This is a genomic window from Eggerthella sp., from assembly GCF_048329335.1.
Lineage (GTDB): Bacteria > Actinomycetota > Coriobacteriia > Coriobacteriales > Eggerthellaceae > Eggerthella > Eggerthella lenta.
Genome location: NZ_DBFEGU010000362.1, coordinates 1 through 18,217, shown reverse-complemented (window position 1 = coordinate 18,217; position 18,217 = coordinate 1). Strand labels below are relative to the sequence as shown.

Annotated in this window: 18 protein-coding genes and 1 tRNA gene; 4 read left to right on the top strand and 15 right to left on the bottom strand. The window is 63.4% G+C overall.

Features of this window, described 5'->3' with window-relative positions:
• From ACMO6A_RS11330 to ACMO6A_RS11315, 4 genes are all read right to left on the bottom strand, one after another.
• Positions 1–544: 2-oxoacid:acceptor oxidoreductase family protein (locus ACMO6A_RS11330; protein WP_418471281.1), on the bottom strand; the 544-nt coding region annotated here is incomplete at its 3' end.
• Positions 537–2,807 (bottom strand): thiamine pyrophosphate-dependent enzyme, encoded by a 2,271-nt coding sequence (locus tag ACMO6A_RS11325; RefSeq protein WP_418471280.1) that lies wholly within the window; start codon positions 2,805–2,807, stop codon positions 537–539. The genes ACMO6A_RS11330 and ACMO6A_RS11325, both read right to left, overlap by 8 nt.
• 781 nt (positions 2,808–3,588) lie before the next feature.
• Positions 3,589–4,059, bottom strand: a complete 471-nt coding sequence (gene purE, locus ACMO6A_RS11320; protein WP_009305633.1) for a 5-(carboxyamino)imidazole ribonucleotide mutase — start codon at positions 4,057–4,059, stop codon at positions 3,589–3,591.
• Between the two features lie 62 nt (positions 4,060–4,121).
• A complete protein-coding gene (locus ACMO6A_RS11315) occupies positions 4,122–4,760 on the bottom strand; it encodes a TetR/AcrR family transcriptional regulator (protein WP_114552276.1) in 639 nt (212 codons plus the stop codon).
• A gap of 163 nt (positions 4,761–4,923) precedes the next feature.
• Between ACMO6A_RS11315 and ACMO6A_RS11310 the strand changes: the two genes are divergently transcribed.
• The 4 genes from ACMO6A_RS11310 (at position 4,924) to ACMO6A_RS11295 (ending at position 8,858) form a co-directional block, all read left to right on the top strand.
• The gene (locus ACMO6A_RS11310; protein WP_009305631.1) at positions 4,924–5,103 is read left to right on the top strand and encodes a twin-arginine translocase TatA/TatE family subunit; all 180 of its coding nucleotides are present in this window, start codon (positions 4,924–4,926) and stop codon (positions 5,101–5,103) included.
• Between the two features lie 220 nt (positions 5,104–5,323).
• The gene (locus tag ACMO6A_RS11305) at positions 5,324–5,854 is read left to right on the top strand and encodes an HdeD family acid-resistance protein (protein ID WP_009305630.1); all 531 of its coding nucleotides are present in this window, start codon (positions 5,324–5,326) and stop codon (positions 5,852–5,854) included.
• Between the two features lie 174 nt (positions 5,855–6,028).
• Positions 6,029–6,104, top strand: a tRNA-Phe gene (locus ACMO6A_RS11300).
• A gap of 336 nt (positions 6,105–6,440) precedes the next feature.
• Positions 6,441–8,858 carry a GGDEF domain-containing protein gene (locus tag ACMO6A_RS11295; protein WP_227109767.1) on the top strand — a complete coding sequence of 806 codons (2,418 nt, stop codon included), beginning with the start codon at positions 6,441–6,443 and terminating at the stop codon, positions 8,856–8,858.
• 41 nt (positions 8,859–8,899) lie between these two features.
• Here ACMO6A_RS11295 and ACMO6A_RS11290 read toward each other — a convergent pair whose 3' ends face one another.
• The 11 genes from ACMO6A_RS11290 to ACMO6A_RS11240 form a co-directional block, all read right to left on the bottom strand.
• Positions 8,900–9,499: a hypothetical protein gene (locus ACMO6A_RS11290; RefSeq protein WP_418471279.1), complete on the bottom strand. Its 600-nt coding sequence runs from the start codon at positions 9,497–9,499 to the stop codon at positions 8,900–8,902.
• Positions 9,486–10,130: a hypothetical protein gene (locus ACMO6A_RS11285; protein WP_009608959.1), complete on the bottom strand. Its 645-nt coding sequence runs from the start codon at positions 10,128–10,130 to the stop codon at positions 9,486–9,488. The genes ACMO6A_RS11290 and ACMO6A_RS11285 overlap by 14 nt, the downstream gene beginning before the upstream one ends.
• Before the next feature lie 2 nt (positions 10,131–10,132).
• A complete protein-coding gene (pilM, locus tag ACMO6A_RS11280) occupies positions 10,133–11,128 on the bottom strand; it encodes a pilus assembly protein PilM (protein ID WP_114552278.1) in 996 nt (331 codons plus the stop codon).
• A gap of 36 nt (positions 11,129–11,164) precedes the next feature.
• Positions 11,165–12,058, bottom strand: coding sequence for a prepilin peptidase (locus ACMO6A_RS11275; protein ID WP_114552279.1), 894 nt, complete (start codon positions 12,056–12,058; stop codon positions 11,165–11,167).
• A gap of 3 nt (positions 12,059–12,061) precedes the next feature.
• Entirely contained in the window at positions 12,062–12,454 is a 393-nt protein-coding gene (locus tag ACMO6A_RS11270) for a prepilin-type N-terminal cleavage/methylation domain-containing protein (protein ID WP_009608922.1), read from the bottom strand.
• Positions 12,455–12,557: 103 nt separating this feature from the next.
• The gene (locus ACMO6A_RS11265) at positions 12,558–13,766 is read right to left on the bottom strand and encodes a type II secretion system F family protein (RefSeq protein WP_009608958.1); all 1,209 of its coding nucleotides are present in this window, start codon (positions 13,764–13,766) and stop codon (positions 12,558–12,560) included.
• Positions 13,766–14,821: a type IV pilus twitching motility protein PilT gene (locus ACMO6A_RS11260; RefSeq protein WP_418471278.1), complete on the bottom strand. Its 1,056-nt coding sequence runs from the start codon at positions 14,819–14,821 to the stop codon at positions 13,766–13,768. Before ACMO6A_RS11260 ends, ACMO6A_RS11265 begins: the two co-directional genes overlap by 1 nt.
• A gap of 63 nt (positions 14,822–14,884) precedes the next feature.
• Positions 14,885–16,591, bottom strand: coding sequence for a GspE/PulE family protein (locus ACMO6A_RS11255; RefSeq protein ID WP_161170808.1), 1,707 nt, complete (start codon positions 16,589–16,591; stop codon positions 14,885–14,887).
• Entirely contained in the window at positions 16,592–17,128 is a 537-nt protein-coding gene (locus ACMO6A_RS11250) for a hypothetical protein (RefSeq protein ID WP_009608934.1), read from the bottom strand.
• Position 17,129: 1 nt separating this feature from the next.
• Entirely contained in the window at positions 17,130–17,450 is a 321-nt protein-coding gene (locus tag ACMO6A_RS11245; RefSeq protein ID WP_009608928.1) for a hypothetical protein, read from the bottom strand.
• Positions 17,450–18,091 carry a hypothetical protein gene (locus ACMO6A_RS11240; RefSeq protein WP_015759780.1) on the bottom strand — a complete coding sequence of 214 codons (642 nt, stop codon included), beginning with the start codon at positions 18,089–18,091 and terminating at the stop codon, positions 17,450–17,452. Before ACMO6A_RS11240 ends, ACMO6A_RS11245 begins: the two co-directional genes overlap by 1 nt.
• Positions 18,092–18,217 lie beyond the last annotated feature (126 nt).

The window sequence follows — 18,217 nt, the reverse complement described above, 5'->3', positions numbered from 1 at the left end:
GCTTCACGCACTCCTCGAGGGCGCGTCGCAGGTCGTCGAGGTCGAGCGCGATGCGGCCCTCCTTGAGAGCGCTGGCCAGCAGCACCGAGTTCAACACCTTGCGGCTGCCCACCGCGTCGGTAAGCGCGACATCGTCCACCGCGACGAAGCGCGCGCCGGTGCCCGCCAGCGATCGCTCGATGCTCGCCAGCACGTTGTCGGCGCGATAGGGCTTGTCGGACAGCGCCGCCGTGACCGGCTGGATGGCTGTAGTGGCCGTGACCAGCAGCCCGTCGGGCGCGAGGAACGGCAGCACGCGGGCGGCCTCGGCCGGCTCGAACGCGATGACGAGGTCGGCCGTGCCCTCGGCCAGCAGCGGGGCGAACACCTCCTCGCCCGCGTCGCCCATGCGCACGTGCGACACCACGTTGCCGCCGCGCTGCGCCATGCCGATAGTCTCGGCCGTGCGCACTTGCCAACCCTTGTCCTGCGCGGCCTGGGCCAGCACCTTCGCCGCCAGCACGGTGCCCTGTCCGCCTACGCCCGAAAGCAACACGTTACGCATGGCAGCCTCCTTCCGACCCAGAAGCGTCCGAAGATGTTTCACGTGAAACATCTGTTTGGGGTTCCGTCATCGACAGCGCATCGAAGGGGCACACTTGGACGCATAGGCCGCAACCGTTGCAGAGGCTGGGGTCGACGAACGCCTGGCCACGCTGCTTGCTGCGCGGGCCGCGCGCGTCGGCGTCGAAGCCGATGCCGGGACAGCCGATCTCGGTGATGCACTTCTTGCAGCCCGTGCACGTTTCGGCATCCACGACGGCGGGCGCGTCCGGCTTCACCAGCTGGATGCACGGCGACTCGAACAGGACGGCGCTGGGGCCTTCATGGTCGAGCGCCTCGCGCACGGCCGCCACCGAAGCATCGAGGTCGAGCGGGTTCGCATGCACGATGCAGTCGAAGCCGACGGCCTCCAACACGCGCGGGATGGAGATGGGTTGGCGCTTCGGCCCCATGAGCGTGACGCCGGTGCCGGGATGCGGCTGCGAGCCGGTCATGGCCGTGGTGGCGTTGTCCAGCACGCACACGGTGATGTCGTGGCCGTTGTACACGGCGTTCACCAGGCCAGGCAGCCCGCTGGCGAAGAACGTGGAGTCGCCCACGAACGCCAGCGTCTTCTTGTGCGGCTCGGCCACGGCGAAGCCCTGCGCCATCGTGATGCCCGCGCCCATGCACAGGCAGGTGTCCACGGCGTCCAGCGGCATCGCGTTGCCCAGCGTGTAGCAGCCGATGTCGCCGCACAGCACGGCGGACGTCTTCCCCAGCGCGCGCTTCACCGCGTAGAAGCTGCCGCGATGGGGGCAGCCCGCGCACAGCACGGGCGGGCGCACGGGCAGCGGCGCGTCGGCAGGCGCGTCGTAGGCGAACGTTTCACGTGAAACGTTCGTTCCAGACTTGTCGGCAGAAGCGGAAGTCGCCGCGGACGAGGACGACGACACCTCAGAAGGCGAAGAAGCCGATGCAGCCGTCGCAGAAACGGGTTGTTGCGCAGGGACGGGCGATGCCGAATAGGATTCCGAAGGGGCGCCCGCTGCAGGGGCGATCACCTGCGGGATGCCGAGGAAACGCGCGATGCGGGCGGCGCAATCGTCCACGTCGTTCTCGCCACGGTCGCGCGCGTCGCCGGTCAGACGGCCGCGCACTTCGTAGGTCGCATGCGTGCGACCAGCATGCACGAGCAGCGCATCCTCCAGCACGTGGTCCAGCTCTTCCAGAACGAGCACTTCGTCGAGGCCTTCCGCGAACGTCGCGGCCAGCTCCTCCGGGAACGGGTAGGGCGTTCCCACCTGCCAGAACCGGTACGCGGGCATTTCCACGCCCGCTGCCGCCGCGCGCGCTTCCACCATGCGCAGCGCCTCGCGCGCATAGGCGGCCGACACGCCGCCCGCCACGATGCCGAGGCGCGGCGCGACTGCGGCAGCTGCAGACTCCGACGCGCCCGCGCCGATCCCCACCGCCTTGGCGCCCGCACTCGTCGCCGTCTTCGGCATGCTCCCGTCGTCGAATGTTTCACGTGAAACATTCGTTCGTACATCCTCGGTCGACTGCGCGCCGCCCTCGACCATCGGGTTGAACGCGGCCAGCGCGGGATCGACGGCGAAATCGTGCGCGATGGCCGCCAAACGCTCGTTGATCTCGCCGTGCGCCTGGTAGGCGCGGCGCGGGAAGATGACCCACTTCGGGTTGCGCTCGAAGCCCTCGTCGGGCACCGGGCGCGCGTCGGTGGCGTCCGCGACGTCGAAGAACGTCGAGGCGTGGTTGATGCGCGTGGTGGGACGCACGATGACGGGCGTATGGTAGCGCTCGGACAGGTCGAATGCGGCCTGCATCATGTCGAAGCCCTGGTCGGGCGTGGCGGGATCGAGCACCGGCAGCTTCGCGAAGCTGGCGAAGCGGCGCGTGTCCTGCTCGGTCTGCGACGAGATGGGACCGGGATCGTCGGCCACGAACAGCACCATGCCGCCCTTCACGCCCACGTAGTTCAAGCTCATCAGCGCGTCGCTGGCAACGTTGAGCCCCACCTGCTTGCAGGTGAACAGGCAGCGCGCGCCCGTGTACGACGCGCCCGCCAGCAGCTCCAAGGCCGACTTCTCGTTCGTCGACCACTCCACGTGGATGCCGCGCGCGGCGCCGTCGGCATGCAGCTTCGCCACCGTCTCGATCAGCTCGGACGACGGCGTGCCCGGGTAGCCCGCCACCACGCGCACCCCGGCCTCCAACGCCGCATGCGCGAACGCCTCGTTCCCCATCAGCAGTTTCTTCGTCATGATCCTCGCCTGCCCCATCACGTACAAATGTTTCACGTGAAACATCCGGCTTTTTCGCTCGAGCATCCATGATAGCGTACAAGCGCGCCCCTCGCGCGGTCGCATCCGCGAGGGGCGCGAAGGACGCACCGCCAAACCGCCCGGCCCGCCCGGGCGCATTCGGTGCGGGATGCAGCTGGCGCCCTTCCTCTGCATCCGCGCGAAGACGTACAAATGTTTCACGTGAAACATCGTGGCGCTTCCGCGCAACTCGCAGCATCTCTAAATGGCAAGAAGGCATCGAATTCGGAAGAAATCTTGCGCCTTGACCGTGTCCGACGCAAAGCCGCTCGGAAGAGCACGCTCACGAACAGGCGTTATGCGCAGAGGGGCTTTCTTTTGCCCTTGCGATCCGCGCGGGCGATTCCGAATTCGATGTCTTTTTGCCATTCGCTACCCTATCGGCTGCTAAACCAGGATCGACATGCACTGCCGCGCGCCGCTTCCCCTGTCGGGCGGCTGGCGATCAGGCGGGACGAGCGCCTGTCCGATGGCCGAGGAGGGCTTCCGAGCCGCCGGCGAGCTTTCGCGGGACGGGCCTACCCGGGCTATGCCAATCCTGGTTTAACAGCGGACTACCCCTATCGGCTTGCATGAAGGGCGCAACGCTCGTTGCCAAGAAAGCGCTGTCGAGAATCAAGCGTCACCGACTACGTGGCAACGCGAGCGTTCTAACGAAACAGCGCGGCCGGATGCAGGTCGCATCCGGCCGCACGTTGCAACCGTTCGAGCAGGACGCCGCCTACGCGTCGGCCATGCCTCGCTTGAAGTCGATGATCTTCTGACGGTCGGCGTCGCAGCCGGTGCCGAGGATCTGCACGGCCAGGATGGCCGCGTTCTTCGCACCGTTGATGGCGACGCAGGCCACGGGCACGCCGGAGGGCATCTGCACCATGGACAGCAGCGAGTCCAACCCGCCCAGGTCGCTGGTCTTCATGGGCACCGTGATCACGGGGTTCGGCGTGTACGCCGCCACGACGCCGCCCAGGTGGGCCGCCTTGCCCGCCGCCGCCACGATCACGCGGATGCCTCGCTCGTGCGCCGAACTTGCCCACTCGTGCACCTCGGCCGGCTTGCGGTGCGCACTAGCCACCTTCACCTCGTAGGGCACGCCGAACTCGTCGAGCTGCTTCATGCACGGCTCCATTGCGGGCATGTCGCTTTCGGATCCCATGATGATGCCGACTACCGGGCTGTTCTGTTCGCAGGACATTCGCACTCCTTCTGTCGCCGTAACTGGTTCGCATTCAGTGTAGCGAACCGCCGCCGTGGGCGCTATCCCACGATGCGCCTGATCACCGCTCCTACTTCGTCTGCACTGGGCAGGCCGGACGCCGGATCGTCGGCGACGCGGTACAGCGCGAACTTCGCGGCTTCAAGCGCCTCGGACACGACGATGTACGACTCTTCCGCCGAGCTCAGAACATCGGAGCATGTGCGCAGCGAAGGATTCGCTTCAAAATACGCCTCCACGATAGTGCGAAAATCGCTGACGAAGCCGAACGCGTTGTCCAAGAACAGCTGCATGAGCGAGGGCGTTTCACTGACGAGCGCGATCCGCTGCGCCGCGATATCGCTTTCCCAATCGAACGATCCCGCCACCTCGAGGAACAAGGTGAGCGTGGCGTGCAGCATCGAGCAGGGCATGAGGCGATCGAATGCGGCGCGCACAGAGTCGGCATCGAGGTCGTACTCGCCGATGCCCACGATAGCCGCGTCTTTCGTGCGGAAGTAGTTGAAGAACGTGCCTTGAGATACGGAAGAAAGCTCGCATATTTGAGCCACGGTGACGTTGTCGTAGCCGCGCTCGCTCACCAAGGCGATGGCCGCCCGCTCGATGGCGTCCCGCGTGGCGCGGCGCTTGCGCTCGCGCAATCCCATCGACTGCCCGCCGTCCGCCTGCCGCTGTTCCATCGTCCGCCCTCCGCGATTCGCCGTGCCGTTTGCTCTGCATTATAAGAGCCGTCCGCGCTTTTCGTCGAAATTGTCGGTTTTACTACAAAATTATAGTAACTACAAATTTAAAGTTGCTATAATGCTCGGCACTGAACGCGAGGAAGCCCGGAAGGAGCACACGATGAAGATATTCGGAATGGGCATGCCTGAGCTCATACTTATTCTGGTGGTGGTGCTTATCATCTTCGGACCGAAGAACCTTCCGAAGCTCGGCGGCATGCTTGGCCGCAGCGTCAAGAAGATCCGCGGACGCGTGGAAGACGACGACGTCGACGCTGCTCCGGGAAAACAAACCGCATAACGACCCTCGGCCCACGCCTCGCCCCGGTCTCCTCACGCAGTTCATCGCAAACCGCTTGAGGAGACCGGGGCTTTTTCGTATGGCGAAGGCTCTTGTATGGCGAATCGGCGATTCGCGCCGTCAAGCCGCCCTTCGCGCACAAACGCTCGAACGCTCGCAAGCCGGTGATACAATGCGTCAGAGAAACGCATGCCGAAAGGCAAGACGAGGAGGAGCGCTCATGGCGACATTGAAGAAGAAATGGGACTGGAGCCTGATACTGGCGGGAATCCTGCTGCTCGCATGCGGCCTGCTCTGCTGCTTCGCGCCGAACTTGACGCTGGCCACCATCGCCATGATCGCGGGCGTGGGCTTCCTGCTCTCAGGCGTGCTGGGCATCGTGTTCTACGTGCGCTTCAGGTCTATGATGAGCGTGTCGGGATGGTCATTGGCCTACGCGATCCTCGACGTGCTGATCGGCCTGATGTTCGTGCTGCATCCGCTGGTGGGCGGCGCGGCCATCTCGTGGCTGGTGGCCCTGTGCTTCCTCGTGTTCGGCCTGTTCGAGATATTCGCGGCGATGAAATCGAAAAGCATCGGCTTCTCAGCATGGGGGATCGGCCTGTTCTCGGGCATCGTCAACATCGTGTGCGCCATTATGCTGTTCGTCTCGCCGATCTTATTCTCTCTGCTCGTAGCCGTGTTCGTGCTGTGGCGCGGCGTCGCAATGATCGCCGAGGGCGTGACGGTTGGCAAGATCGTTTATCGCTAGAAGAACGGCGCGGCAGGTACGCCGACAGGTGTGCGGACAGGCGGCCGATGGATGCGCGCCGGGCTTCCAAGCAGGCGGCCCGGTAAGCAGAGGGGGATTTTTGGGAATTTCCTCTTGCTGAGGCTATGGGATATGGTAGAATATCGTCCCACGTCCCCATGGACGGTTGATCGTGGTCGGGTAGCTCAGTTGGTAGAGCAGCGGACTGAAAATCCGCGTGTCGAGGGTTCAAGTCCCCCTCCGACCACCATTCGAATGCAGAAGCGCTCCCTTTCGGGGGCGCTTTTTTGCGCGCCCGGCTGCTGTCGAGCGGCCATGCACGGATGCTTCACGTGAAACATCCGTGCGGAACACGCAAATGATCGCGCACAGGCAGCACCCCCCGTGCGAATTATTTGAAAAAAGAGGCTATACTGTAACCCCGATATTCCACCCGGAACAAGGAAGCACGACGAAGAAGAGATCACATACGACTGCCTTGCGCTTATGCACGAGAGTGCTGCTCTCGGCGGTTTTAGCCTGCGCGCTTCTTATACCGGTCACCACTGAAGAAGCTCATGCCTCCGACCAGCCACGCATCGTCAAGGTGGGTTACACCGACAGCGAAGGCCTGCTCGCAAAAAACGATGACGGCACCTATGAAGGCTACACCTACGACTACCTCATGCGCGTCGCCCAGTTCACCGGCTGGTCGTTCGAGTTCGTGGAAGCCGAGGGCGACAATGCAAACGAACGCGCTTTGCGGCTTTTAGAGATGCTGGACAACGGCGAGGTGGACATCGAAGGAAGCATGTCGTACAGCGCCGCCCTTGCCGAGATGTACGAATACCCCGAAAACAGCTACGGCTCGGCCCACACCGCCCTGTTCGCTCCGAACATACATGCCACCGTCTCGAAAACCAATCTGTTCACCCGAAGCGAGCTGCGCGTGGCCATCCTCGCCACCGCGAAGAAGCGCCGCGCGGAGCTCGAGTACTACTGCGATCAGAACGGCATCAACCTGGTCACCGTCGAATGCTCCACCACGCAAGAGCTGCTCGACAAAACCTTAACCGGCGAAGCCGACGTGTTCCTCGAGATCGACGTCAACATCTTCGACGGGTTCCATATCGTGTCGTCGTTCGCTGGACGGCCCTTCTTCTTCGCCGCGCCTAAGGGCGAGCGCTCGATCATCGACGAGCTTGATGCCACCATCGACCGCATCAACCAAAGCAACCCCCAGCTCCAGGAAACCCTGTACAAGAAGCACTTCCTCCCCTCGGAGGACAACTACGATCTGACCAGCGCCGAACTCCGTTACGCGCGCAACTACAAAACGCTGCGCGTAGGCGTCCTCACCGACAGGCCGCCGCTGCAGTCGTTCGACCCGGAAACCGGCGAGTTTAAAGGGGTTACGAAGGGCATTCTGGAATATCTCTCGAAGCACACGGGGCTATCGTTCGAAGTGGTGAGCATACCGCGCTATGACGATTTGGCCACTGCGCTGCGCGAGGAGAACATCGACATCGTTGCCGGCGTGAACGACGACGACAACACGGAAATCGACAAGATCGTAGCCATGACGGCTCCGTACATGACCACCTCCATACTGCTGGTATACAACAAGTTCGTAGACCCCGATCGCCTGGACGGCAAAAGCATCGCACTTTTATGGGACCAGGCTGAAACCGCCCCTGAAGGCGCGCCGGTGCAGCTGTACGACACTATTGAAGAATGCCTCGAAGCGGTGAACTCCGGCGAAGTCGACTACACCTACGGCACGTCGTACACCACGCCGTACTACCTCAACATCGACGAACTGAGCAACATCCTCTATTTGCCCACCTCGACGCAATCCATCGACATCTGCTTCGGCCTCGCGCAGCCGGTTGACCCCGATTTGCTGGTCATCTTAAACAAAGCGCTGCGCAGCCTCAACAGTGCCCAGCTGGACTCCATCATCTATGACAACTCGCTGATCGACCAGGACGAGCAGATCAACCTGTTCATCAAGGATCACCTGGGAGAATTCGCGCTGGCGTGCATATCGCTGCTGGTGCTCATCATCGTTCTGCTTGCGCTGTACCTGCGCTCCCGCATGCATGCGGCGCGCGCCGTACGCGAAGAGAATTTGCGCTTTCAAGAGCTGTACCGCCTGGCAAACGAGCAGTTCTTCGAGTATTCCATAAAATCGGACACCCTGCGCATTTCGAAGTCGAAATCGCTTCTTTCCAGCTCCTACGTTGACGATGCCACGAGCATGGACGACGGATCCTCCTACGTCTCGTACGAGAACGCACGCCAGCTCATCAAGCACAGTGCGAACCCCGAGCTGCTGGATGCGTTCACCTCGCCGTCGAACGCCGTGACCGAGGTGCTGTGCCGCGAGGAAGCGAATCCCGACAAGGATAGGAAGTGGATACGCATCACTTCCCATTTCGTGGAGGACGATGCGGGCAAACCCATCTCGGTAATCGGGAAAATCGCCAACATTGACGATGAAATGCGCGAGAAGATGGACTTGTCCGAACGCGCCCACCACGACGGCCTCACCGGATTGTTGAACTGGCAAACGTTCCAAGAAACGGCGGGGGAGCTGCTGTCAAACGGCACCGCCGGAGCCGTGCTGGTGGTGGACACCGACGACTTCAAGGGCGTGAACGATACGTACGGCCACCTTGCCGGCGATCGAGCGTTGCAACAGACGGCCGCGGCGCTGACGGCCGCGTTCAGGCCGCAAGACCTGATCGGACGCCTGGGCGGCGACGAGTTCGCCATCTGCGTGAACGGACGCATCGACGATGAGCGTTTGGCCAGCGCTTGCGCCGGCATCGTAAAACGCGGCGTGACGTTCACCGACCAGTACGGCACCGAACACGAAGTGACGCTCAGCATCGGCGGCGTAGAACTGCACGGTAAAATCGCCTCGTACCAGAGCGCCTATCGCCAAGCCGACAAAGCTCTCTACCGTGCGAAAGCCGCCGGCAAGAACCGCTTCGTCATCGGCAGCTACCAAGCGGAATAGATCGCCAGGATGACAGAAGATCCTGCGACTCTAAGCTTTTTCTACTTGGCTTTTTCAACGAGGCCGGCGGTGGTTGCGGCGCCGTTCGTGGTTTCCAAGTAGGTGACAGTCAGCACGGCATCGACGCTGTCCGCGGTACCGTCGGCCAACATGTCGCCGATCACGGAGAAGTCGGTGATCTCGCAACGGTACGTACCGTTCTCCAGCTTGCGCACCACGTCCAGCGCAGCCGCGTAATCGGGCACCGTGAACGACACGGTCACCTCGCGGCGCACCAGCTTGTCCTCCACGGTGGGCTGCGCGAACGAGAGGTTGTACGTGGTCGCGCCTCCCATCAGCGCGTTCAGTTCGTTCAACTCGTTGCGGATGTTGTCGTACACGGCCACCACGGGCAGCGTGACGTCTTCGCCCAACGCCTCCAGCTCGGCCTTCATGCGCGCGCGATCGGCCGCAAGCATCTCCTGCGCGTTGACGCTGATCTCGATGTCCGCCAGCCGGTCTTCATTGGCAGCTATCGTGTCGGCCACGTTCTTCACCACCAGGAAGTAGTAGCACGCCACCACCAGCAGCACCGCCAGCACCAGCATGAGCACCTTCTCGCTGGTGGAGAACGAGCGGTTCAACACGCTACGCCGCGCCATCGCCGGCTCCCTTCTCCTTCGAGCCGCCGTCGCCTTCGACGTCCAGCGGCCCCGCGAACACGATCTGGATCGTAGCCGACGTGGAGCTATCGTTCTCGCCCTGCGCCGTGGATACCGTCACATGCGCTACGCGCTGATCGCTTTCCAAACTTTCCACCAGGGCGGACACCTCGTTCAAATCGGCTCCCAAACAGGTAACCGTGGCCGTGTTCTTCTCCATGCGCAGCGACGACAGGTGACCTACGCCCATCACCTTCTGCTGCAGCAAGTTCAGAACCACATCGCGATCGACCAGGTTCTGCTCTTCTTCGGACAACCCCGGCACCACATAACGATCGTATTGCGCGTTCAGCTCTGCGTAGTCGGCGTTCTCGGCCGCCAGCACGTCCAGGCGCGCCTGCGCTGCGGAAACCTCGTTGCTGCTTGCCGCGCTCGCCGCCAAGGGATCCACCACAGCGAACTTCGCGAATACGCCGATCAGCACCAGGGCGATGGCGAACAGACCCAGCTGCGCCAGCAGGTTGCCGCGTTGCTGCTGGGTGTCTACCAAGTTGATGGACGTCTTGACGGGGTACGCCGGCGCCTTGCCGCGCTTCAGCGCGCTCAGCGACACCTCCTGCTTCAAATCCATGGCTACCGCCCCGCCTTCATGGTGGCGCCGATGGCAACCGGACAGCGAAGGGCCTCGCCCAACGGCGCGCTCATCGGCGGCAGCACGTCGACGATAGACGACACGCGCAAGTCGGCATGGGCAGCCACCGCCTCTACCAGCGGATCCAGAAGCAGCCCGCCACCGCAGCAGTACGCCACCTCGATGACAACGTCGGGGTTGTTGAAGCCGTAGAAGTTCAGCGCGCGCCCGATTTCAATCGCGATGGACTGGTACACCGCGCGGGCGGCCTCGGAGCGCTGCGCGCCCTGGTAGTCGGTGCGCTTGTACTGGTCGGCAACGTGCTCGTCGACGCCGTATTCGTTCGCGATGGCGCGATCGATGTCGATGCCGCCGATCTCTATGACGCGGGCCACGTCGTAGGCGCCGTCGAGGAAGAAATGCAGCTTGGTCATATGATGCGAGAAGTCTATCACGCAGCAGTTAGCCAGCGCGCGAGGATTGCCTCCCACGAGGTTCTGGTACGCCGCCTGTTCGGGCAGCGCCACCTTCAGCTTCAAGCCTGCGCGACGGAACATCTCGGTATAGTCGGCGATGGCCTGCTTAGGCGCCGCAACCGCCAGCAGATCCATGCCTTCGGGCTGGCCGTCGGCGTCGTTGCGCATGCCCAACATCGCATAATCGTACACGTAGCGGTCTTTGCCTTGCGATATGTAATCGCGGAACTCGTACGGCAGGTTCAGCCGCAGCTCTTTCTCGGTCATGGCGGGAAGCGACAGACGACGGAACAGGCTGTCGGAGCCCGGAACCACGAACGCTACGTCCTTCGAAACGCCGCCGATGCTTCTTACCACGCTTTTGATGAAGTCGGCCATCGCGTCGTGGCTGACGATGCGTCCGTCGGCCACCAGGCCCTCGGGCAGCATCTCGATGGCAACCTTGCTCACCGACTGGCCGTCGGAAACCGCCAGCTTGATGCTGCTGTCCCCGATATCGACACCCGTGTACGTTTTGCCCATGCGGCGCGTTTTCCTTTCAGCCCGCTGCATATCCTGTCAGAACAATCCCGCGTACCACGTGAGGATGGTCGGCCCCGCCAACAGCGTGAACGCCGTGGCCGCGGCAATGGCCGGCCCGAACGGAATCGCCCTTGTTCGGACGCTTTCCCCCTCGCCTTCGCCCTCGCCCGGCGAAGAAGGAACGGAAAACCCCTGAGCAAACGCGAACGCCAACCCCATAAGGCACGCCATCAGCAGATTCAGCATAGAACCCGCCAACCCGAGGAACAACCCCACCATGAACAGCAGTTTGACGTCGCCGCCGCCGAGCGACCGGCGTTTCGTCACCTTGTCGAACGCCACGGACAATACCAGCACGCCGCCCGCGACGACCGCCGCGCCTACGATGCCGTCCAGCGCCACCGCGCCGCCCGGATGCACCCAACCCGAGAACAGGCTGCCCACCGAGAACGCGTCCACGCGCGGCGCGGGCATGAACCAGATGGACACCAGCCACAGCACGCAGCCCGCCACCACGAACCCGTTCGGAATGATGAACGTGTCCAGGTCCACCAACGCCACAGACATGAGGATGCACACGAGCACCAGGTAGGCGACCGTTTGCACCGACAGCCCGTAGCGCACGACGACGGCAGCGAACAGCGCGGCCATGAGCGCTTCCACGATGACGTAGCGCGGGCTCACCCGCTGCCCGCAGTGGCGGCAGCGGCCGCGAAGCGCGAGCCACGATGCCACAGGGACGAGGTCCAGCGCCCCCAGCACGTGGCCGCACGACGTGCAATGGCTGCGGCCGGCCAACACGCTCTCGCCGTTGGCCAGCCGCCATGCCAGGCAGTTCACGAAACTCCCCAGGCAAGCACCCAGCACGGCGGCGATCCCCAGAAGGAACGCCGCCTGCGCTGGATTGAAGATGCCAAGGGGAATGGTCATGCGTTAGTTAGTGGGCTCGCCGTCAGTCACGTCCGTGACCGTGATCGTCGGCTTAGTTTTATCGGTGGAATCATCGATCGTCACCTTGTACACATACTTGGCGCCTTCAGAAGCTGCGCTTGCCGGACCGGTCAGGTCGCCCTTGTCGTTAGCGCTATAATACATGTTGTTATACTTGGTCTTGTCAAAGCCGTCGGCGAGGTAACCCGTCGTCACTTCGGCCTTCACCGAGCGCTCGTTCGCCTTCTTCACGGCTTCCTCGGCGCTGGTGAGCGAGCTGGAGAACAGCGGCACGGCGATGGCCACCAGCACGGCCACGATGGCCACGACGACCAGCAGCTCGGCCAGCGTGAAGCCGCCGCGCTCTTCGCGCATCTTCTTGATCATCTCTTTCATATCGGTTCCTTTCTCCTTATCCGAGCCATTCGGGCACCGGAAATATCCCCATACATTTTTCTGCATAAAGTAACGGCTGTGACACGAAACGGTGTCAGAACGGTTACATTGCAGCATACAATGAAAACATCGGCAAATACAACGCGATGACGATGAAACCCGCGAACAACGCCATCAAAACAAGCAGGGCGGGCTCCATGATGGAAATCGCCTTGTTGGTCACGCGCTGCGTCTCGTCGTCGTAGAACGCGCCCATGGTTTCCAGCGTCTCCTCCAGCTCGCCGGTGTGCTCACCCACGGTGACCATCTCGACCAGCGTGCGCGGCAGGTACGTGCTGGCCTCCAGGCCCTCGCCCAGCGTGCGCCCTTCCTCCAAACCGGCCTCCAAGCGCCCCACCTCGCGCGACAGCACATAGTTGCTCATCACGCGCGACGTGATGGCCACCGCCCGCGTGGCAGGAAGGCCGGCCGTCACCAGCATGGCCATCGTGTTCGCGAACTGAGCCGCGCCCGAGCACACGCCCACCGCGCCCAGCACCGGCAGCCGCAGCTTCAAAACGGCGAACGTCGTCTTGCCGCGCTCCGTGGTGCCGAACAGCTTCACGCCCACGACGATCAGCGCCAGCACCACCGCGATCAGCAGGAAGTTGTCGGTGACGAAGTTCGAAGCGTCGATCAAAAACTGGGTCATGGCCGGCGTATCCGCCCCCAGCGATGCGATCATGCCCGTCATCGAGGGGATCACCATCACCATCATGATGGCCAGCACCACCACGGCGATCACCGCCACGAAGATGGGGTAGGTCACGGCGCTTTGCACCTTGGCCGACACCTTCGCGCGCTTGTCGAAGTACCCGTGCAGGCGTTGGAAGCTCTCGGGCAGATGCCCGCTCTCCTCGCCGGCGCGCACCGTCTCGATGAACACGCGCGGCAGGTTCTCGCCCTTGCTTTGGAAACTCTCGGCCAGGCTGTGGCCCGACGCCACGTCGGCGGCCACGTCGGCCAGCACGCGTTTCAGATACTTGTCGGTCACCTGGTCGGCCACCAGCGACGTGGCGCGCGCGGCGGGCACGCCCGCGTTCAGGATGGTGGCGAACTGGGCGCACATGACGGCAAGGTTCTTCTGCTTGGCCTTCGGCTTCGTGATGTCCATGGACAGCAGGTTTTTGCCCTCGCGCACGGGGACCACGCTTTGGACGACACGGCACTGCTCGCGCGCGCGTTCCATGGCCTCGATCTCGTCGAACGCCTCGACCACGCCGTCGATCTGCTGGCCGGCGGCCGTTATCCCGGTGTAAGTGAAGGTTGGCATCAGCGAACGCTCTTTCTCACGTAGTCGACGTCGTGCGCGGCATCGATGGCGGTTTGGGACGTGATGTCGCGGTTGCGGGCCAGGGCGATCAGCGCGTTGTCCATGGTCACGCTGCCCGCCGAGGCCGACGTGGCCAGCGAGCCGGCTATCTGCGGCGTCTTGCCCTCGCGGATGAGGTTGCGGATGGCAGGCGTCACCATCATCAGCTCGCACGCCAGCGCGCGGCCCATGCCGTCGCGGCGCGGCAGCAGCTGCTGCGACAGCACGGCCACCAGCGTGGTGGACAGCTGCATGCGCACCTGGCGCTGCAAGCCCTCGGGGAACACGTCCACCATGCGGTCGATGGAGTCGGCAGCGCTTTTCGTGTGCAGCGTGGCCAGCACGAAGTGGCCCGTCTCGGCGGCGGTCAGCGCCGTTTGGATGGTGTCGAGGTCGCGCATCTCGCCGACGAGGATGATGTCGGGGTCCTCGCGCAACACGGCGCGCAGGGCGTTGCTGTAGCTTTCGGTGTCCTGGCCGATCTCGCGCTGCGAGATGACGGACTGGTCGGGCGTGTACACGTACTCGATTGGGTCTTCCATGGTGATGATGTTCTCGGCGCGCGTGTGGTTGATGCTGTCGATGAGCGCCGCCAGCGTGGTGGACTTGCCGCTGCCGGTTTCGCCCGTCACCACCACGATGCCGCGCTGGATGCGCGGGAAGTCCATGACCGCAGACGGCAAGCCCAACGTCTCCAGCGCGGGGATGCGATCGGACAGCAGGCGCAAAGCCGCACTCACATGGCCTTGCTGGCGGAACAGGTTGATGCGCACGCGCACGCCCCCGATGGTCTCGGCGCGATCCAGCTCGCCGATCCGCTGGATGCGGTCGAAATCGTCTCCGGCCAAACGGCGGGCCAGCTGCTCGCAATCGTCGTGCGACAACGGTGCGTCGCCGTCCACGCCCGCGTTCTCAAGACGCCCGGCCAGGCGGAACTTCACGGGCAGACCGCACACCAGGTGCACGTCGGAAGCGCCTGCCTGGCGCGCCATGTCTATGATGTGCTCAACGTTCATGCGTGGTCCTTCTCTTTCGGTTTGCTGCTATCGCCGCGCTTTTGGCATCCGCCTTCCTCTTCCCTACTCCAGCGCGGTGATGGTTTTGCGGGCTTCCTCGACGGTGGTCACGCCGGTCAGCACCAGCTCGCGGCAGCTGTCCTCCATCGTCTTGAACGAGCCCGTGCGCTCGATGGCGTCCTTCAGCTCCTCGCGCGTGGCGCCGCCCGTGATGCGGCTGCGCAGCGCGCGGTCGATCACCAGGATCTCGAACACGCCCGTGCGCCCGCGGTAGCCCGTGCCGAAGCACATCGGGCAGCCCGATCCGCGGTAGAACCTCACGCCGGGATCGTATCGCAGGCCGATAGCCTCAAACTCCTCGGGGCTGGGCCGATACTCCTCGCGGCAATGGGGGCACACCTTGCGCACGAGGCGCTGCGAGATGACGCCGCGCACGCCGCTGGCGATGAGGTACGGCTCCACGCCGATGTCGATGAGACGGTCGATGGTGGACGCCGCGTCGTAGGTGTGCACGGTGGACAGCACCAGGTGGCCGGTGATGGCGGCGCGCATGGCGATCTCGGCCGTCTCACCGTCGCGAACCTCGCCCACCGCCACGATGTCGGGGTCCTGGCGCAGGATGGCGCGCAGGCCGCTGGCGAAGGTCATGCCCGTTTTCTCGTTGATCTGCACCTGGTTCACGCCGTCGATGTTGTATTCCACAGGGTCTTCCAGCGTGACGAGGTTCACCGAATCGGTGTTCAGCTGGCGGATCATCGTGTACATGGTGGAGCTTTTGCCCGAGCCGGTGGGGCCCACGATCAGCACCATGCCGTTGTTCGAGCCGATGAGCCGCTGGTACTTCTCCAGGTTGTCGCCCTCCAGGCCGATGCCCGCCGGGTCGAACAGCGCCTCGCTCTTGTCCAGCAGGCGGATGACCACCGTCTCGCCGTGGATGGTGGGCAGCGTGTTGATGCGCAGGTCGATGTCCTGCTTCTTCAAGCGGATGTTTGCGCGGCCGTCCTGAGGCACGCGGCGCTCCGAGGTGTTCATACCGCCCATGATCTTCAAACGCGAGATGACCGAAGCCTGCAGCTCCTTCGGCACCGTGAGGATCGTGCGCAGCACGCCGTCGATACGCATGCGCACATGCAGGTCGATCTCGCGCGGCTCCAGGTGGATATCGCTGGCGCGCTCGGTGGCGGCTCGCTCGATGATGCTGTTCACGAGACGCACCGTGGGAGCCGATTGCGCGTCGGCGTCGTCGCCCAGCGTGGAGGTTTGGAACGATCCGGTCGAGGCGTCGTCGGCGCCTGTCGTGCGGGCGTCGCGCTTCATCTCCTCGATGGCGCGGGCGGCACCCTCGTTGCCGTACAGCGTCATGATGGCGCGCATCAGCGAATCATGCGTGGTCACCATAGGGATGACGCGCTTCCGAGTGGCGTTCTTCACCGCTTCGATGGCCATGAAGTTCAGCGGGTCGCTCATGGCCAGGCACACCTCGTCGGGCGAAGTGCGCACGGGCACCACGTTGTACTGGCGTGCGACGTTCTTGCTGATCACGCGGCTTAGCTCGGGGTCGAGGTCGATCGCCGAAAGGTCGACGAACTCCACGCCCAGCTGCATCTGCAGCGCCTCGATGAGGCCCGCTTCCGTGATGACGCCTTCGGCGATGAGCTCGTCGCCCAGGCGGCGTTTCGTCTCTTTCTGCTGTTTGAGCGCGTGTCCCAGCTGGTCCTCGGTGATGAGGCCCGCGTCTATCAGCACGTCTCCCAACCGTTTGTACGCCATTTACGATCCTATCCTCTTCACGGTCATGGCAGTTTCGGCCGCCACGTCCTCACCTGATGCGATGGTGATGCGGAAACTCCAGGTCTCGTTGTCCGCGTTGTATGAAAGCTCTGCCAGCTTGGGCGCGAGGCCGTCGCGTGCCGGCACGATTTGCGACTGCTCTCCGGCCGCGTTCAGCCAGATGCCGTCTTCGATGCCGTCTTCGCCGGCATCGCGCGATTGCAGCACCGCCGGCTCGTGACGCGTGGGGCTGGTGAAGTACAGCGGGTTATCGGGCGCCTGCGTTCCCTCGCCCTCCACGTCGCGCGCGTACGTCAGCTCGTCGCTCACTACCTCCACCGCCTGTTGCAGCAGCGCGTCGGCCTGCGCCTGCCGGGTGATGGAGGTGTACGAGTTCATGGCCACCTGCAGCCCGACGCCCACCGCAACGCAAAGAAGCCCGATGAACACTATGCTGGCCAGCTGCTCCGCAATCATGAACCCCCGCGTGTCGCGCAGGCGGGATCGAAGCGACGCTTTGTCGAGAAGGGGCGTCATGCTACCGACCCTCCTCGTAGTATGCATAGCCGCCCGACTGGTATACGCTCACTTTGATGGGAACTGCGGTCGAAGAGTCCGGAAGCGTTACAGACACGACAGGCCCGTAGGAAGACGAATCGTATAAAGAAGCCTCCGCGGCGTACGAGGCGTTCAGCACCTGCTGGCTTCGGGCCGAAGCAGTTGCCGACACCGTCACCATGGTGGCGAGCATCGTGGCGCCCAGCGCCGCGATGAACACTGCCGCCAGCACCTCCACCATCGTGTCGCCGTGGCAATCTTGTAGTTTCTCGCGCAGCACGCGCGTCGTTTTGCCGATCATCACGCCGCCTCCGTCTTCTTCACGGTGGTGTTGTCGCCGTACTCGATCACCGTCACGCGGCCTTGGCTATCGAACGTGGGCGTGCATTGGATGGAGATGGTGGTGTTGTAGGGGGAATCCGCCGCGAAAGCGGAATCGAGCGACAACTCCACGGTGATGTTGAGGTCGGGATCCACCGTGATACAGCCGTACACCGGGGCGAGACCCCCCGCTTCGCTTGGAGGGTCGATGAGCAACCGGTTGGATGCGGAGCTTCCCAGCACGTAATCCTTCCCCTCCGCGCGGGCGGCGAGGATGTCCTTCGTGCGCCGTTCGGTCCAGAAACTCTGGCCGATCATCGAACGCAAGCTATTCGTATCGACACTCGCCTCACCTGCGGTATCGTAGGCGATTTTAACGACTACCGATTTCTCCTCCCAGACAGCATCCTCGCCGCCCAGCTGCTGAGCCATCAGCTTCGCTGCCGACTGCATCGCGTACTCTTTCTGCTGCAAGTCCACATGCGTCTGCGCTGCCTTGGCCTGCACCGAGGCAGCCGTCATCACCACCGACCCGATGATGCCGCAAATAAGGAAGAACACCAGCGCAATGACAATAGAAGCCCCGGAAGTGTCACGAAGGATGTTGCGAGCTTTTGTCATTACTGCACCCCGACGTCGGCAGTCACCTCAACGGTTTCCCCGCCTTCACTCGGGTCGCCGTATTTGACGAACACCTGCCCGGATTCGTTCTGAGCAACCGCGCTCATTGATGCTTGCCCAACGTAC

Coding starts and splice junctions, on each gene's coding strand:
- ACMO6A_RS11325 (WP_418471280.1), bottom strand. CDS start 2,807: ATGACGAAGAAACTGCTGATGGGGAACGAGGCGTTCGCGCATGCGGCG.
- purE (WP_009305633.1), bottom strand. CDS start 4,059: ATGTCCTGCGAACAGAACAGCCCGGTAGTCGGCATCATCATGGGATCC.
- ACMO6A_RS11315 (WP_114552276.1), bottom strand. CDS start 4,760: ATGGAACAGCGGCAGGCGGACGGCGGGCAGTCGATGGGATTGCGCGAG.
- ACMO6A_RS11310 (WP_009305631.1), top strand. CDS start 4,924: ATGAAGATATTCGGAATGGGCATGCCTGAGCTCATACTTATTCTGGTG.
- ACMO6A_RS11305 (WP_009305630.1), top strand. CDS start 5,324: ATGGCGACATTGAAGAAGAAATGGGACTGGAGCCTGATACTGGCGGGA.
- ACMO6A_RS11290 (WP_418471279.1), bottom strand. CDS start 9,499: ATGGCGCGGCGTAGCGTGTTGAACCGCTCGTTCTCCACCAGCGAGAAG.
- ACMO6A_RS11285 (WP_009608959.1), bottom strand. CDS start 10,130: ATGGATTTGAAGCAGGAGGTGTCGCTGAGCGCGCTGAAGCGCGGCAAG.
- pilM (WP_114552278.1), bottom strand. CDS start 11,128: ATGGGCAAAACGTACACGGGTGTCGATATCGGGGACAGCAGCATCAAG.
- ACMO6A_RS11275 (WP_114552279.1), bottom strand. CDS start 12,058: ATGACCATTCCCCTTGGCATCTTCAATCCAGCGCAGGCGGCGTTCCTT.
- ACMO6A_RS11270 (WP_009608922.1), bottom strand. CDS start 12,454: ATGAAAGAGATGATCAAGAAGATGCGCGAAGAGCGCGGCGGCTTCACG.
- ACMO6A_RS11265 (WP_009608958.1), bottom strand. CDS start 13,766: ATGCCAACCTTCACTTACACCGGGATAACGGCCGCCGGCCAGCAGATC.
- ACMO6A_RS11260 (WP_418471278.1), bottom strand. CDS start 14,821: ATGAACGTTGAGCACATCATAGACATGGCGCGCCAGGCAGGCGCTTCC.
- ACMO6A_RS11255 (WP_161170808.1), bottom strand. CDS start 16,591: ATGGCGTACAAACGGTTGGGAGACGTGCTGATAGACGCGGGCCTCATC.
- ACMO6A_RS11250 (WP_009608934.1), bottom strand. CDS start 17,128: ATGACGCCCCTTCTCGACAAAGCGTCGCTTCGATCCCGCCTGCGCGAC.
- ACMO6A_RS11245 (WP_009608928.1), bottom strand. CDS start 17,450: ATGATCGGCAAAACGACGCGCGTGCTGCGCGAGAAACTACAAGATTGC.
- ACMO6A_RS11240 (WP_015759780.1), bottom strand. CDS start 18,091: ATGACAAAAGCTCGCAACATCCTTCGTGACACTTCCGGGGCTTCTATT.